Origin of the sequence: Acinetobacter sp. CIP 102637 (assembly GCF_000368425.1) — a bacterium.
Lineage (GTDB): Bacteria > Pseudomonadota > Gammaproteobacteria > Pseudomonadales > Moraxellaceae > Acinetobacter > Acinetobacter parvus.
The window spans coordinates 2,100,201-2,117,219 of the sequence record NZ_KB849435.1; the positions used below are offsets into that span (position 1 = coordinate 2,100,201).

The window sequence follows — 17,019 nt, forward strand, 5'->3', positions numbered from 1 at the left end:
AACCATTTAAAGGCATATAAATAAAACCATACTATTTTTCGCACAAAAACAATGCTTTTTTTAACCCATGAAAACCGCTGGAATGATTGAAATTCATATTTCAGCCCCTCTCCAGATAAAATGTTCAATAAAAATGCAAAAATGCGCCAGATGCAATCGACCCAGATAGAGTTAAGCACCAATACCATTCATCGGGCTGGTATTTTTTACTAGCCAAATGAGCTATTTTCAACCAAGTAGTAAATAAATAATTAAATTAAAAGAAAAAATACATAAAATAATCACGTGTTTTATTAAAAACAGGCCAGAAAAAATCCATCAAAAAAACAGTCAACAAATAAATTTAAAGTTAATAAAAATCAAGGTATTAAATTCAAAAAATCATTAGTTTTAATAAAAAATAAATCACAATATTCTATAACTATTTTATTTAAAATTAATTAAATTATTTTAATAAAAATCTATCTTTTTTACGCATAACTTATACAATTGGTCAAAATTTCAGTTTCTCTCCCCAAATTTGTTATTTACGAGGCTTAGCATGCCAAAGGCACAGAAACTTATATTGGCGGTTTTGATTAATGCCGCATTGATCTCCTCAACATACGCAAGCGAACAAAGCGAAGCAAAAGGTTTTGTTGAGGATGCAAATGGTTCAGTATTGTTCCGCACAGGCTTTTTAAATCGTGATAAAAAAGACGGTTTAACAAATGATACAAGCTCAACAGCGCAAACTGCCATTTTTGATCTTCAATCAGGTTTTACAAAGGGTATTATTGGCTTTGGTGTTGGCGTAGTAGGTGATGCATCTTTTAAGCTTGGTCCGAATAATAATACGGGTAATCAAATGATTCCTGTAGATGATCGTGGATTTGCTTATGATCATTGGGCTCGTGGTGGTGCCAATGTGAAAGCACGTCTTTCCAACACAACCGTGACTTATGGTACACAGGTATCAACACTTCCTGTCATGGCAAGTAATCAAGCCCGTTTAGTACCTGAGTATTACACAGGTGTTTTCGTTGAAAGTAATGAAATTCCAAATCTAAATGTGGTTGCAGGTAAGTTCACAAAAAACCAAATGTCAAACCAAATTAGTACCGATAAAGATGTGACAGGTCAAGGGCTTGATCGTGCAGTAGTTTGGGGTGCTAAATATAAATTTAATGATCAACTCAATTCATCGTATTATGGCTTAGATGTTCAAGATAAATTAGAACGTCATTATGCCAATGTAAACTTTACCCAAAGCTTAAAAGACAAGAGTACCTTAACACTTGATGCCATGGGTTATCATACAAAATGGGATAAAGATGCGCTCACTGATTCACATACCACAGATGATCTAGCAAACCGTAAAAACTCGATTTGGGCTGTTTCAGTGGGCTATGGCAAAGATGTACATAACGTCATGCTTTCTTATCAAGATAACACAGGTAATACTGGGTATGACTATGGCTATAATGCTGATGGTTTACAAAGTATCTATGTGCCTAATTCCTATTTAGGTGACTTTAATGGTAATGATGAAAAATCTGTCGGGCTACAATATAACTATAACTTTAAAAATCACGGTTTACCTGGTCTAAACTGGACAACTGCATTTGTTTATGGCTGGGATATTGATATCGCTAAAATAACAGATCGCTCAAAAATCATAGACCAAGCCGAAGAACATGAGTTGTTTAACCAAGTCAAATATACAGTTCAAACAGGTGCATTGAAAGATGCAAGCCTACGTGTTCGCTATTCTTACTTACGTTCAAGTGATACCTATAATAATGTTTCTGGTCAATATGTCAGCAATGTCATTGGCTCAACCAATGAATGGCGCCTGTTCCTTGATATTCCTGTGAAACTGTTCTAATTCAATTTAGATCAACTCATAAAAAAACCGCCATTCAATTGAATGGCGGTTTTTTATGAGCCTGATTTTAGGGTGATAAAATCAGACTTTATCTTTTAAAATTATTTTTTAGCAGCTTCGATGGCTTTCAATACTTCAGCTTTTGCAACATCAGCATTTTCCCAACCACTGATTTTTACCCATTTACCTGGCTCTAAATCTTTATAGTGAGCAAAGAAATGCTCAACTTGGCTGATCAACAGCGGAGGAAGATCGGTATATTCCTGAACATCTTTATACAATGGAGATAATTTTTCATGTGGCACAGCGATGAGTTTCGCATCGATACCACCATCATCTTCCATGTTTAGTTTGCCCACTGGACGGCAACGAATCACAGAACCCGCAGCAACAGGATGTGGAGTTACAACAAGTACGTCTAATGGATCGCCATCTTCAGATAATGTATTTGGTACATAACCATAGTTAGCTGGGTAGAACATTGCTGTACCCATGAAACGGTCTACAAACAACGCATCAGAATCTTTATCGATTTCGTATTTGATTGGCGCTGCGTTTGCAGGAATTTCAATGATGACATAGATGTCATTTGGTGCGTCTTTACCCGCAGGAATATTGCTATAACTCATATCAACACTCTTTTATCTTGTGAACTTAGATGTAAATCCGACAGATTATAGCGTGAATACCATAAAAATGATGCTAGATATGCTGAGCGTTAAAGAATTTTATACTCAACATCAATTTAGGTCACTTTAATCGTAATCACAAACAATAAAATTGGACAAAATATTGAAAAAAACCAAATAATCGAACGTAAAGTGGCTAGGTTCGCTAAATAACAGATGCCATAAATAATGCGAAATACGATATATGCCCAGCCTAAGCTCAGAATAAATTTCTCAGGCACAACCATATATTCGGCCATTAAAATTGCAGCGATAAATAACGGTAGACTTTCAAAACTATTCTGTTGTACTGCATTGGCTCTGGCGGCTAGACCTGTCGTTTTCGCCAAAAATTCACGCGGATTCTGATTATCCTTTGCTTGGAAGCCACCTTTTGCTTTTGCAATCAGGGTAAAAACATACGGCAACAAACATGCGATGATAATCATCAATATAATGCCGCTAATACCTTGCATGCTCACATCCATCATTTGAAGTTCTGCTGATCATGCTATCATAACTCATAATCTATTGAATTTTCATTTGTGCTTGTTCGCCAAGTGTTTCCTTTAAATATTTTCTTTGTGTAAAAGTTCTGTTTTTTCATACTGTTTTAAGGTCAAGTTATGCAACCTCAAAATCAAAAAGAAATGTTTGATGTCCTTGCCAAACAACGGCAGCATCAGCTTTTGGTTGATCGCGTGCTGAAAGTGGTTCTGCCTATTATGGCGTTTCTGCTGAGCGTGATTTGTGCCAACTTAAACTGGCAGTCTACATTGGGAACTTTTGTGGTGCTGACCATTGCCTTTTATGCGGTGGGGATTCAGCGTTTCACTCTTTGGCACTGGCTAGTGGTGATTGTACTGTATGTCTTTGCGGACAATTATTTTAGCTTTAATGGAATCGACCCGAGCCGCTTGCGTTTTCAGCTTGCCACCATGCTGGTATTTGTAGGAATTGTGGGAATTGGCCGTCCTTATATTGATCGCTGGTTAATGAAATCTAATCATAAATAAAAAAACGCCGCAATTGCGGCGTTTTTTACAGCACAGCTTAAGCTGGTTTACGTAAATCTTTACGCAGGATTTTACCAACGTTTGATTTAGGTAGTTCTTCCATAAACTCAACATAACGCGGGCACTTGTAGCCAGTTAGGTTTTGTTTTGCATAAGCAAGCACTTCTTCAGTGGTTAAAGATGGATCTTTCTTCACAATGAACAACTTCGGCACTTCGCCTGATTTTTCATCTGGAACACCAATTGCAGCCACTTCCAATACTTTCGGATGTTTTGCAATCACTTCTTCAATTTCACTTGGGTAAACGTTGAAGCCAGATACCAGGATCATGTCTTTCTTACGGTCTACGATCTTGAAGTAACCGCGTGTGTCCATGACACCGATATCGCCAGTACGGAAGAAGCCATCTTTCGTCATGACTTTTTCAGTTTCATCAGGACGGTTCCAGTAGCCTTTCATGACTTGAGGACCACGAATCGAAATTTCACCCTGTTCACCCTGAGCAACTTCATTACCATCATCATCAAGCAATACCACTTCAGTCAACGGCAATGGAATACCAATTGTGCCACTGAACTCTGTGGTTGCTGGTGGGTTTGCTGTCGCAACTGGTGAAGTTTCAGACAAGCCATAACCTTCAATGATAATGGTACCCGTCACTTTTTTCCACGCTTCAGCAGTCGATGGCAATACCGCCATACCACCACCCATTGCCATCTTCAATTTGCTATGGTCAAGCTGCTTGAATTCTTCGTTATTCACCAAGGCATTGAACAATGTGTTCACTGCTGGGAAGAATGAAGGCTGGTATTTACGCAACTCGCCAACGACTGCTGGTAGGTCACGTGGGTTTGGAATCAGGATATTGGCTTGACCTTTATACATACCGTAAAGCGCGCACACCATGAATGCAAAGATATGGTAAAGCGGCAATGCACAGACAATACGATCATCTTTAGAACCGTCACCTGTGCCAAATTTACTTGAGAAAATACCATCACATTGTAATAGGTTAGAAACCAAGTTACGGTGTGTTAACTCAGCACCTTTAGAAACACCTGTGGTACCGCCCGTATATTGAAGTACAGCCGTATCGCTTAAAGTCAGGCTTGGACGCTTGTAGTTGCTTGGGCTCACTTTGTTCAATGCAGTGTTGAACTTCACATGACCAGGGATATTCCATGCTGGAATTTGCTTGCGGACCTTGCGTAAAACGAAGTTTACGATGGTGCCTTTAAGCGTCCCCAACATATCCCCCACAGAGGCAACAATCACATGCTTCACAGGTGTTTTGCCAATAATGCTTTGATATACGCTGGCAAAGTTTTCAATGATCACCAGTGCTTCAGCACCTGAGTCATTTAACTGATGGTCAAGCTCACGCGCTGTATAGAGTGGGTTCACGTTCACAAGGACCAGACCTGCACGGAACACACCCAATGCCACCACTGGATACTGGAATACGTTCGGCATCATCACCGCAACACGCGATCCTTTTTTCAAGCCCAGACTTTGCAGGTAGGTGGCAAATTTACGGCTGGCGACTTCTAATTCATTATACGTTAAAACTTTATCCATAAAGATAAAGGCATCACGTGAACCAAATTTTTGGAAATTGCGTTCAAAAATATCAACAAGTGAGGTGTTTTCAGCAGGCAGTGCAACTGTTTCTGGAATTCCTGTCTTTTTGTATTCAGCAAACCAAATCTTTTCCATAATGCCATTATCTCCGAGTGGTAATCCTTAAAAATAGTAACAATGTTACTTCCATGACAAAACATTTTTTTAACTTTGTGAATTGCCGCGTCAATCTATTCAAACAATATGAATACATTGTCATATATAACGTATTTATATCACAGAATACTAGCCTTATCTCTGAATGAGGAGTCTATTTGCTTTTTGATATCCTCGTGGTAAAAGTTGCCCCTTTGTTGCTCTTTTTCCTATATATTTTTGGAGATCATCCCCTTTCAGTTTTAAGTGCTGTTGTCCTGCAGCGACTTGGATTATTTCATCTAACGTCAGGGTTGTCATGGATAAAATCTGCTCTTTTTCCTCAAGTTGTATCAACTTGTTACCTTTTCCTTTGTTCAGGACAGGCAGTTCGGCCAAGTCAATGATGAGTAAACGGCCTGATGAACTCAGGATGGCGGCATGTGTGGCCTGCTGAACTGGAAGTAGGGGCAAGGCCGTTGCCTTGTCTGCAACCGTCAAGAACGCCTTACCTGCCTTGGCATTGGTATCCAGTTGTGCGGCCTGGGTTTTAAAGCCATAGCCATTTGAACTGACGGCAAGTAGCTCACTGTTATCATCTGCAATAAAGACCTGAATAAAGGATACGCCGCTTGCAGGTGCAAGCTTGGAACTTAAGGGCTCACCCAAACCACGTGCGGATGGCAAACTGCTGATTGGCAAGGAATAGCTACGCCCTGTCTCATCGAGGAAATACACCCGTTGATTGGTTTTACCGACTGCATGGCTCAAGTATTGGTCACCTGCACGATAATTCAGGTTGGCCGCATCAACTTCCGCACCTTTGGCGGCACGTACCCACCCAGCCTCGGACAACACCACCGTCACGGTTTCGGCAGGCATTAAATCCTGTTCCTTAATCTGGACGGCATCCGCACGCGCAACGATTGGCGAACGTCGGTCATCACCAAATTTTTTCGCATCTTCTTTCAGTTCATTGATAATCAGGCTTTTCAATGATTCTGGATTTGCCAGTTGTTCACGGATAATGGCTGCTTTTGCTTCCAACTCCTCCTGCTCACGGCGGATTTCCATTTCTTCAAGCTTGGCCAAATGACGAAGCTTGAGTTCCAGAATGGCTTCGGCCTGAATATCGTCAATACCGAAATGCTGCATCAACACAGGTTTGGGCTGGTCTTCCTCACGGATGATGCGAATCACGGTATCAATATCAAGATAGGCAATTAAAAGACCTGCCAGGATATGCAAACGTTTTTCGATTTTATTTAAATGGTACTGCAAACGGCGAGTCACAGTTTGCTTACGAATCTCAATCCATTCCAACAAGATTCGGCGAATGGATTTGACTTGCGGACGGCCATCTGCCCCAATCATGTTCAGGTTGACGCGATAGCTGGATTCCAGATCAGTGGTGGCAAATAAATGGCTCATCACCGTTTCAGCATCGACACGGTTGGAACGCAATACAATGACTAATCGCGTTGGATTTCGATGATCCGACTCATCACGAATATCTGCGACCAGAGGTAACTTCTTCGCAATCATCTGGTCAGCAATTTGAGTCACAACTTTAGAGCCTGAAACCTGATATGGAAGCTCCGTAATCACGATTTCATTTTTTTCGACCGTATACACTGCACGCGCACGATAGCTACCACGCCCTGTGGTTTGAATCTTTAACAACTCTTCAGGCGGGGTAATGATTTCAGCTTTGGTCGGCAAATCTGGTGCAGGAATATATTCCGCCAGTTTTTCATCAGTGGTTTCAGGGTTACGAATCAGGGCAATCGTTCCCTTGACCACTTCACGCAAATTATGTGGTGGAATATCGGTTGCCATACCCACCGCAATGCCCGTCGTACCATTGAGTAGAATATTTGGAATACGGGCGGGTAAAGTGATTGGTTCTTTCATCGAACCATCAAAGTTGTCCTGCCATTCACTAGTGCCCTGTCCCAACTCGCTCAGCAACAGTTCACTGTAGGCAGAAAGTTTGGCTTCGGTATAACGCATTGCCGCAAAGGATTTTGGATCATCAGGTGAACCCCAGTTGCCCTGCCCCTCAATTAGCGGATAGCGATAGCTGAATGGCTGGGCCATCAATACCATCGCCTCATAGCAGGCAGAGTCACCATGTGGATGATATTTACCCAGTACATCACCTACGGTACGTGCGGACTTCTTTGGCTTGCCTGTTGATTTCAGACCCAGTTCACTCATCGCATAGACAATACGGCGCTGTACGGGTTTCAGGCCATCACTGATATGGGGCAATGCACGATCCATAATCACGTACATGGCATAGTTGAGGTAAGCTTGTTCTGTGAATTCGGCTACGGAGCGGTTTTCTGTTGCATGATGTGCAAGGCTGGTCATATCAGCAAGTCATATAAAAAATTTACTTAATGTTATCGTAAATGCCCTTGCGCTGCTATAACCGCAGCTCATATGCGGAGAAAGCATTGTGACAAGTCTTTGTTGTTGTTTATGCGTCAAGTGGTGTCTTGTCAATGCTCATCCGTTGAAGATGCAGACTCAGCATCATCTTCCTTATAAATAAATTTTGGCATTTCCAGACCAAAATAAATTGCAATCACGCGCAAGGTGAAACCAAACACCAAGGTAAAAATTACGGTAAGGTCATGTGGTAGTCCAACCTCTAGACAGACCCAATAACAAATCACGGCAACAAAGGAAATACTGGCATACAGCTCACGACGGAACACTAGTGGCACATCATTACACAAGATATCGCGCAAAATACCCCCCGATACCCCTGTTAAGACCCCAGCCACGGCGGAAACCACAAAACCATGCCCCATCGACAAGGCAATTTGACAGCCAATGATGGTGAAGCCAATTAAGCCCATGGCATCGAGTAATAAGAATACACTACGTAAATGCTTCATCCACTTGGCAATAATGATGGTGACAAATGCCGCGCAGCAGGTCAAAACCAGATATTCAGGATGCTTGACCCAGGTTAAAGGATAATGTCCCAGCAACACATCACGCACGGAGCCACCACCCAGTGCAGTGACACAGGCAATCAGCACCACACCGAACCAGTCCATACTGCGTCGCCCTGCCGACAGTGCACCTGTCATGGCTTCCGCAGTGATGGCAATTATATAAATCACGGTGAGCAACATCTGCCTACATCCTTAAATCAGGCATAAAAGTGTGCGCTATTTTAAGTCAAACTTAGAGGAATTGCGCACAGCATTGCTTAAATTTTTTCCCCGAGCCACAGATACAGGGTTGTTTCATGGTGATCTGCATATCCAGCGTTGGATCAAGAAAATACCAGTGTTGCTGATGCAACACAAAATGTGAAATTTCATGATGAATGTGTTGCTGTTTTCCATCGTGATAATGGGCCTTGAATTCTACCAAGGCATGGCTTTTATCCAGTTTAGGCTGGTGTTGTACCACTTCCAGTTTCAGCCACTGATTCGCCTTGCTCCAATTCGCAATTGCGGCGCGGTCTAAAAAATCCTGCTGTCCCAACGCCGTGGTTTCCAGAATGTAGTCAATCTGCTGCAAGGCAAAGGCGCTGTAGCGTGAACGCATCAATTGTTCAGCCGTTTGGGCCGTTTTCTGTTTCAAATGCAAGGGCTGGCAGCACACCGCATATTGCCCCTGCCCACATGGACAGTGTTCTAAGGAGGTCATTTTCAACCCTCAAATAAAAATAGCCCTGAGAAAATCTTGTACAACAAGATCAAACTCAAAGGCTATTGAGATGGAACTTAATTAATTCTCTGCTTGTTTCTCTTCCGCGCTGATGCGCACTTTTTCAATTTTGTGCCCATCCATGGTCACCACTTCAAAGCGGTAGCCATCTGCTTCAACCGTCTCACCATTTTCAGGTAAACGGCCCAAATGGAACAGGAGATAACCAGACAGGGTTGAGTATTCCTCACTTTCATCCACCAGATCTTTACCCAGCAGCAATGAAACATGGCGAATATCAGTTGAACCCTCCAATATCATGGAACCATCTTCAAGACTTTCCGCCGCCGCTTCAAGTTCGTCCTCATCAGGAAATTCACCCGCAATTGCTTCCAGTACGTCAATTGGTGTGGCAATGCCCTCAATCGAACCATATTCATTCAGTACGATTGCCATTTGCAAGGGTGCCTGACGCAGTTGCTCCATCACCATCAACACCTGCGCATTTTCATGCACAATCACAGGTTCACGCAGATGTTTACTGAAATCAATCGTTCCTGTTTCAATGTATTCATTGAGAATTTTATGGGTCAGTACCACACCCTCAATATTATCCAGCTCACCCCGTGCAATGATCAGGCGTGAATGGGTCATTGCCATCAAACGTTCTTTCAATTCGGCTGGGTCAGCCGCAAGGTCAAGCCATTCCAGCTCAGGACGTGGTGTCATCACTGATTTTACAGGACGCTCAGACAGCCCCAATACGCCCTGTACCAGTACGCTGTGATACACGCCATTGTCCTCATCAAACACTTCCTTGGCGTAGGCCTGTGTCGCCAACACATCTTCAGACTCGTTGTTCTGCCCTTCACCACCATTGCCTTTACTGCCCAGCATACGCAAAACAGCCGATGCGGTGCGGTAGCGTAAATCTGTGGTGGTGACCAGTTTCTCCTGATTGCGGCGCATGGTTTGGTTGACCATTTCGACCAGTACAGAAAAACCAATCGCTGCATAGAGGTAGCCTTTCGGAATATGGAAGCCAAAGCCCTCAACCACCAGCGAGAAACCAATCATCATCAGGAAGCCAAGACACAGGATCACCACGGTTGGATGCTTATTGACGAAATCCATCAACGGGCGTGACGCCAGCAGCATGATACCAATCGCAATGGTCACTGCGATCATCATGATGGAAAGCTCTTTCACCATCCCCACGGCAGTAATCACGCTGTCGAGTGAGAACACGGCATCCAGCACCACGATCTGAACCACCACCATCCAGAACGCGGCATGGACAGGGTTTTCTTCTTTTAATGCCTGCTTGCCCTCAATCCGTTCATGCAGTTCCATGGTTCCCTTGAACAACAGGAACACACCACCGAACAACAGGATGAGGTCTCGACCTGAGAAAGCATGGTCAAATATATGAAATAGTGGTTCGGTTAGGGTCACTACCCATGCAATAGATGCGAGCAGCACCAGACGCATTAGCAAAGCGAGCACTAAACCAATTCTACGTGCGGCGTTACGTTGGTGAGGTGGTAGTTTCTCTGCCAAAATGGCGATAAACACCAGGTTATCAATACCCAGTACAATTTCAAGTACAACCAATGTCGCCAGACCAACCCATGCAGAGGGGTCGGACATCCATTCCAGAATCATTGAGCTGACTCCTCTGCAAAATTGGCAGTGTTATGATGAAATTTAAAATCTAAAAGGTCGGCACAGGTAGCCAAAACATTTTTTATAGGAAAAAAGAACAAAGCGGAGCGACAACAACCACTACTCATAGAGGTACATAGATTAATAAAAGGATTTTCAGTATAGGCAAGATTGCGGTGAAATTCATCATTTTTATAAGCATGATCTTGGTAATTTTTTTCTAAAGTTTACAGAGAAGCTTGTATGGAAAGTGTGCATCAAATTGTCATAAAAGTCATTTAACCTAGACAACGACAGTGAAAATGATAAGGTAAAAATAAACTGAATGAATAGTATTGTAAAAATGACTGAAAACAACGAAACATCTCCCATCAAAACTACCCAATCCCTGATTGCCTTATATTGCGGTTCCCGTACAGGCAACAAACCCATTTACCGTGACACAGCCATTGAACTGGCCCAGCATATTGCCACTCAGGGTTTCGGAATCGTCTATGGCGGGGCCAGCATTGGCCTGATGGGTCAGGTTGCCGACACCGTGCTTGAGCATGGCGGTGAAGTGGTGGGGGTGATTCCCGAATTTATGCTGGACTATGAAATTGCGCACAGCCAGTTGACCGAACTGCATATCGTCAAAAGCATGCATGAACGCAAAGCCCTGATGGCGGAACGTGCCAGTGCCTTTATCGCCCTGCCAGGCGGATTGGGAACGTTCGAGGAGATTCTGGAAATCGCCACCTGGGGACAGCTCAACCAGCACCAAAAACCCATGATTATCTATAACGTCAACCGTTTTTATGATGCGCTGATTGCCCAGCTTGACCATGCCGTTGATGAGGGCTTTTTACCGCCCCAGCATCGTGCCAAACTGATTATTTGTGAAAATCCTGAGCAGATTTCCAATGTCATCAAAAATCTGAATAGTCCTGAACATATCAGGGTTTAAAAAGAACATAAAAAAGCGGATCATCTGATCCGCTTTATTTTTTACTGTGTATTGACCTGATAGATCGCGGTTGAACCACTGACTTCATTACCAACGATCAACATTGGTTTGCCATTTGGTGAATCCTTGGCGGCAATAAAGATCAATCCCTCTGGGCCTAGATCGCCATGTGCAGACAAGTTCTTTGATGGATCTGCTTCATCCCAGATTTCACGGGTGTTTAAATAGTCCTGAAAAATCGGTTGTTTTGGCTGGCTCACATCAAAGACCATCACCCCACCCATACGCTCAAGACCCAAGAACAGGAATTGTTTATTGCCAATTTTACCAATGGTCAGACCTTCTGGTTCTGGGCCTTTGTTACTGCTACGCCCACCCAGTGTATTGCCTTTTTCATGGTTGCTGTTAAACCAGTTTTTACATGGAATATTACGCGCCTTACCCAACTTACACTGATCACTATTCAGGTACTGTTCAATAAAGTCGCCTGAATCATAGGCAATCTTAACCTGATTCTGCGTGTCCCAAATCGAGAATGAACGGCCACCCAATACATATAACGCGTCATACATCAAATAGTCAGTGAGTGGATTACCATTGACCCCGATTTTATCGCCTGCTTTGGAGTAGTACACAGGTTTACCATTTTCAGTTTGATAACCTTGTGTCCATGTCACTTTTAAACGCCCCAACTGTTTATCATCACGGCAATCGCCTGCATCGCCCTTGGTCGCACCACAATAGCCAAACACTGTTGGGTTCAAATGCGCACCTGCGGCGAGGTCACGTAAATGCGCGGGTAGATCATCGGCACAACGGCGGTCAAAACCATCTTTATGCACAAGATGCTTCACACGCCATTCTTCAACAAAGCCTTTGCTGTTGTCGTTATCACAACGTTTTAATTTATTTTTCTCAAAATCTTTTGGTTTGGTCAGGCCAAAATATTCTACGGTCGTCTCACCCCATGCACGTGAATCGCCCTCATTGGCAGAAATCAAATAGGTTTTATTATCCGCTGCGGTATATGCAGCAATACTATCTGGCTGATACATGCCTTTCAGGCCCGACCATGCCTTGATCAGAATATCCTGTACGGTTTTCTTGCCATCAAAATCGCTCACATCCAAGGCATTACTTGAATTTTTGCTGCTATCCAGCATGGATTTAAATGAGCTATCCGTTAAACCATGATCTTTCAGTCCGAATGCCTCAATTGAAGTCACGGTTGCTGTGGCAATATCAATCACCGCAATCGCATTATTTTCCTGTAGGCTTGCCCAGGCGGTTTTGCCATCACTGGAAACCGCAATATATTCAGGCTCTAAATCTTGGGCAACGCTGGCGTTCGGCCCATAAATACGCACACCCTTGGCAAGCAATGCTGCTGTTTGGCTATTAAATGCCTTAAAATCTGCCGTTTTCACGCTTGGTTTATGAATGTCACTGACATTAATCACACTGATTGAACCCTCTGGGTCAATTTGGTAATCGTCTGACGGCTCACCCTCATTGGCAACCAATACCGTTTGACCATCTGGGCTAAAGGTCAACATATCAGGCAATGCCCCCACAGGCACATAGCTTAAACGGCTTAAATCACTTGCCTGATAAAAAGCCACAAAACCTGTATCGGTTTTCTTGCCCGCTTCAATGGCAATCGCAATAATCCCCTGACGAATACTGACACTATTCACGGTTGCACCCGCAGCAATATCCGTTACAGTCAGCGATTTGAGCAACACAGGCTGAGCTGGATTGGATAAATCAAGGACATCTAATGCGCCTGCTTTGGCATTGACAATAAACGCACGTTTCGTTGCAGGATCATAGGCTGGAATTTCCGCAGCACTGACACCAAACGCACCCGCCTCATAACGCCCCAGCAAGCTGAGTTGAATACGCTCTGGCGTTGCTTCAACCTCTGGCTTAGGTTCAGGCTTCGGCTCAACCACTTCTGGTTTTGGCTGCACTTCTTCTTTCGGCAAGATGTCCTGATCATCTTCACAGCCAACCATCCCCATCGACAACAGTGCCGTCAATAAAACTGAAATCTTAAATTTCATCATCAACTCCCATACATTTCTTTTGTACGGCTAAGCTAATGCCTTGAGATTCAAGCTGGATGACAGTCTCATGTCAATTTCATGACAGCTCCTTGACAATTTAAGCCTTTATTTTCATCAGGGTTGCCTTAAACTAAGCTAAAACCTTTATTCATGATATTGCATGTCCACAACCACCCATCAAGCGGTACAGCCTGAATTTCGACTGCTGGTGTTACTGGTTTCCATTGGCTTCTTTATGCAGGCGCTGGACACCACCATTGTCAACACCGCAATTCCAGGTATGGCGGCCCAGCTCAATGAAAACCCCTTGCAGATGCATGGGGTGATCGTGGCCTACGTGCTGTCTGTGGCGGCCTGCATTCCATTGAGTGGCTGGCTGGCCGACCGCTTTGGGATTCGCAATGTCTACCTTGCCTCAATGATGATTTTTAGCCTTGCCTCAATGGGCTGTGGGTTATCGCAGAACCTGAATCAACTGCTGTTTTTTCGGGTAATACAAGGCGTTGGTGGCGCATTGCTGATGCCCGTGGGGCGTTTGGCATTGCTGAAGATTATTCCACGCTCGCAGTTCCTTTCCGCCATGAGTTTAATGAGTCTGGCTGGGTTGATTGGCCCATTGATGGGTCCAACTTTAGGAGGATGGCTAGTTGAAGTGGCGACATGGCACTGGATTTTCCTGATCAACCTGCCGATGGGCGTACTTGGCATGATCATGACCCTGAAAGTCATGCCGAACCAGACCGAACCCACGGTAAAACCCTTTGATTTAAGTGGTTTCATTCTGTTGATGATCGCGATGGTCGGCCTGTCGTTGGGTATTGAAAATATTGCGGCACCCCAATATTCCCGCCTTGTCAGCATTAGCCTGCTGGTGATAGGAACTATTGCCACCATTGGCTATGCCTATCATGCGCATAGCCATCAAAACGCGTTGTTTCATGGCCGCCTGTTTCGCTACAAAATCTTTTCGATTGGGGTTTTAGGCAACTTCTTTGCACGTCTGGGCAGTAACGCCATTCCCTTTATTTTACCGCTGATGCTACAGGTGGCTTTTGGTTTTGAACCGTTCTTCACAGGTTTAATGATGATTCCACTGGTATTGGGCTCATTATTTTCTAAGCCAATTATCCGCCCTTTGATCCAGCGTGTTGGCTACCGCCGTTTTCTACTGACCAATACCGTTCTGGTTGGATTATGTATCGCCAGTTTCGCCCTAATGACAGCAGCAACCCCACTATGGCTTAAAGTGCTGCACCTGTTTATCTTTGGTACACTAAATTCGCTGCAATTTGTCGGGATGAACACCCTAACCCTGAAAGACCTGCCGCAACAGGATGCCAGCAGTGGCAACAGTTTCCTTTCCATGATCATGATGCTATCCATGAGTATTGGGGTGGCGTTGGCAGGAACCTTGATTAATGTGTTTGGTCAGCATTTCTCAACCGCTTCCCTCACCACTGCGTTCCATGCCACATTAATCACACTGGGTTGTATCAACCTGGTCACCGCACTGGTATTTTGGCAAATTCCAAAAGAAATGGCAGACTAAATGCGTGAAAAAAATATAGCTGACAACATGGCAAAGAAACCTGCGAAACATCCACTTTCCCGATATTATCCAACCTATGCCAGTGTTGGCTTGGCTGTCATGCTTGGTGTGGTGAGCTATTTCGGCCTGTTCCATCAGCAGAAAGCCTCTGCGCAGGACTACGCCATTCGTGGCTTTGATGTTTCGCACCATCAGGGTGAGATTAACTGGAAAAAGATCTCTCCAGTGCAGTACCAGTTTGTCTATCTAAAAGCCACCGAGGGTGGTGATTTTAAGGACCGAAACTTTCAGGAAAACTGGCTTAAGGCACGCGAACAGGGCCTGCATGTTGGTGCCTACCACTTCTATCGTTTATGTCGGGATGGCAAGGTGCAGGCGGAAAACTTTATCGCCACCGTACCCAACAAAGCGGATGCCCTGCCGCCTGTGATTGACCTTGAATATGACAGCAACTGTATCAACACCTTTACCAAGGAGCAGTTACTCAGGGAAATTCAGGTCATGCATGACCAGCTACAGCAGCACTACGGCAAGCAGCCCATTTTTTATATCTCCAAGAGCTTTTACCATATTGTACTGATGGGCAGCTTTGTCCATACGCCGCTTTGGGTACGTGATTATCAGGAACAGCCCAAGCTGAAAGATGGACGGCAATGGCTGTTTTGGCAACATACCCAGAATGGCAAAATTGATGGCATTGATAAACCAGTCGATTTAAATGTTTATGTCGACTCTCCCAAACAGTGGCGAGTCTTTTTAAAAGAGCAAGGCATTCAGGATGGCAAATGAGCTACGCAAGATCATCCATATCGACATGGATGCCTTCTATGCCTCAGTTGAGTTAAGGGAACGTCCCGAACTCAAGGACCTGCCTGTGGTGGTGGCCTTTCATCATACCCGTGGCGTGGTCGCCGCCGCATCCTACCCTGCCCGTGTCTTTGGCCTGCGTTCCGCCATGTCGATGGGACAGGCGCGAAAACTTTGCCCACAGGTGATTGTACTTGAACCCAACTTTGAGAAATACCGTGAGGTCTCTGCACAAATCCACCAGATTTTTCAGCAATATACCCCACTGATTGAACCGCTGTCACTGGATGAGGCCTATCTGGATGTCACCGAAAACCTAAAAAACATCCCCAGTGCCACTGAGGTTGCAACACAAATCCGTGCCGATATTCTGGCAGTCACTGGACTGACCGCTTCTGCAGGCGTTGCCCCGAATAAGTTTCTGGCAAAAATCGCATCCGACTGGAACAAGCCTAATGGCCTGTTTGTGATCAAGCCCTCACAGGTACTCAGCTTCATTCAGGATTTGCCCGTCAGTAAAATTCACGGTGTTGGCAAGGTGACCCAGCACAAGCTGCATCAACTCAATCTGCATACCTTGGGTCAACTGCAACAAATTGAGGAAAAGGTGCTGATTCACCATTTTGGCAAATATGGCAAACAGCTCTATCTATATGCCCAAGGCATTGACCAACGCCCTGTCAAGGCTGAACGGGAACGCCAACAAATATCAAAAGAGATCACCTTTGATGCTGACTACACCCTTGATCAATGCAGCCATACATGGCAGCCATTGACAGAACAGGTCTGGCGTAGCCTGAATAAGAAGCAGTTGACGGCCCGTGGTGTCAACGTCAAGTTGAAGTTAAAGAATTTTCAGGTTTTACAGCACAGTAAAAGCTTTAAACAGCCCCTGCAATCGCAGCAGGACCTGTGGCAGGTGGTGTTGCAATTGCTGAATGAAATGCATATTGAACCCAGTTTACAGTTTCGGCTGGTTGGCGTGGGCTTGTATCAATTACAGCACGCCCAGCAGGAACCCCAGCTTTGCTTGTGGTAGT

At 44.3% G+C, this 17,019-nt stretch carries 14 protein-coding genes; 6 read left to right on the forward strand and 8 right to left on the reverse strand.

The genetic code is table 11. From position 1 onward, the window contains the following. The first annotated feature begins 541 nt into the window (after positions 1–541). The gene (locus F967_RS13100; RefSeq protein ID WP_004763673.1) at positions 542–1,867 is read left to right on the forward strand and encodes an OprD family outer membrane porin; all 1,326 of its coding nucleotides are present in this window, start codon (positions 542–544) and stop codon (positions 1,865–1,867) included. Positions 1,868–1,968: 101 nt separating this feature from the next. Here the strand turns inward: F967_RS13100 and ppa are convergent, their stop codons facing one another. Together ppa and F967_RS13110 are read right to left on the reverse strand one after the other, a co-directional pair. After that, positions 1,969–2,496 carry an inorganic diphosphatase gene (gene ppa / locus F967_RS13105; protein ID WP_004800381.1) on the reverse strand — a complete coding sequence of 176 codons (528 nt, stop codon included), beginning with the start codon at positions 2,494–2,496 and terminating at the stop codon, positions 1,969–1,971. A gap of 116 nt (positions 2,497–2,612) precedes the next feature. Beyond that, on the reverse strand, positions 2,613–3,011 hold the full coding sequence (locus F967_RS13110; protein WP_004763672.1) for an MAPEG family protein: 399 nt from the start codon (positions 3,009–3,011) through the stop codon (positions 2,613–2,615). Positions 3,012–3,161: 150 nt separating this feature from the next. On the opposite strand from F967_RS13110, the gene F967_RS13115 reads away from it, so the two are divergent. Continuing rightward, positions 3,162–3,551 (forward strand): hypothetical protein, encoded by a 390-nt coding sequence (locus F967_RS13115; protein WP_004800383.1) that lies wholly within the window; start codon positions 3,162–3,164, stop codon positions 3,549–3,551. A gap of 37 nt (positions 3,552–3,588) precedes the next feature. Here the strand turns inward: F967_RS13115 and F967_RS13120 are convergent, their stop codons facing one another. The 5 genes from F967_RS13120 to F967_RS13140 all read right to left on the reverse strand — a co-directional run bounded on the left by F967_RS13120 (position 3,589) and on the right by F967_RS13140 (position 10,608). Continuing rightward, the gene (locus tag F967_RS13120) at positions 3,589–5,268 is read right to left on the reverse strand and encodes a long-chain-fatty-acid--CoA ligase (RefSeq protein WP_004800387.1); all 1,680 of its coding nucleotides are present in this window, start codon (positions 5,266–5,268) and stop codon (positions 3,589–3,591) included. A gap of 156 nt (positions 5,269–5,424) precedes the next feature. Beyond that, entirely contained in the window at positions 5,425–7,644 is a 2,220-nt protein-coding gene (parC, locus tag F967_RS13125; RefSeq protein WP_004800389.1) for a DNA topoisomerase IV subunit A, read from the reverse strand. A 131-nt stretch (positions 7,645–7,775) separates the two neighbouring features. Then, positions 7,776–8,420 (reverse strand): trimeric intracellular cation channel family protein, encoded by a 645-nt coding sequence (locus F967_RS13130; RefSeq protein ID WP_004680789.1) that lies wholly within the window; start codon positions 8,418–8,420, stop codon positions 7,776–7,778. Positions 8,421–8,472: 52 nt separating this feature from the next. Beyond that, positions 8,473–8,943, reverse strand: coding sequence for a YchJ family protein (locus tag F967_RS13135; protein WP_004800391.1), 471 nt, complete (start codon positions 8,941–8,943; stop codon positions 8,473–8,475). A gap of 81 nt (positions 8,944–9,024) precedes the next feature. After that, on the reverse strand, positions 9,025–10,608 hold the full coding sequence (locus tag F967_RS13140; protein ID WP_004800393.1) for a TerC family protein: 1,584 nt from the start codon (positions 10,606–10,608) through the stop codon (positions 9,025–9,027). Positions 10,609–10,933: 325 nt separating this feature from the next. On the opposite strand from F967_RS13140, the gene F967_RS13145 reads away from it, so the two are divergent. After that, complete coding sequence (locus tag F967_RS13145; RefSeq protein ID WP_004674232.1) at positions 10,934–11,554, forward strand: LOG family protein; 621 nt, start codon at positions 10,934–10,936, stop codon at positions 11,552–11,554. Between the two features lie 41 nt (positions 11,555–11,595). Here the strand turns inward: F967_RS13145 and F967_RS13150 are convergent, their stop codons facing one another. Beyond that, entirely contained in the window at positions 11,596–13,620 is a 2,025-nt protein-coding gene (locus F967_RS13150; RefSeq protein WP_004800395.1) for a choice-of-anchor I family protein, read from the reverse strand. A 163-nt stretch (positions 13,621–13,783) separates the two neighbouring features. Here F967_RS13150 and mdtD point away from each other — a divergent pair, with 163 nt between their 5' ends. The 3 genes from mdtD to dinB are packed head-to-tail and all read left to right on the forward strand — an operon-like array spanning position 13,784 to position 17,018. Further along, a complete protein-coding gene (gene mdtD, locus F967_RS13155; RefSeq protein ID WP_004800397.1) occupies positions 13,784–15,172 on the forward strand; it encodes a multidrug transporter subunit MdtD in 1,389 nt (462 codons plus the stop codon). 27 nt (positions 15,173–15,199) lie between these two features. Further along, positions 15,200–15,961, forward strand: a complete 762-nt coding sequence (locus tag F967_RS13160) for a glycoside hydrolase family 25 protein (protein WP_034431292.1) — start codon at positions 15,200–15,202, stop codon at positions 15,959–15,961. Then, positions 15,951–17,018, forward strand: coding sequence for a DNA polymerase IV (gene dinB / locus F967_RS13165; protein WP_004800401.1), 1,068 nt, complete (start codon positions 15,951–15,953; stop codon positions 17,016–17,018). The genes F967_RS13160 and dinB overlap by 11 nt, the downstream gene beginning before the upstream one ends. The last annotated feature ends 1 nt before the right edge of the window (position 17,019 follow it).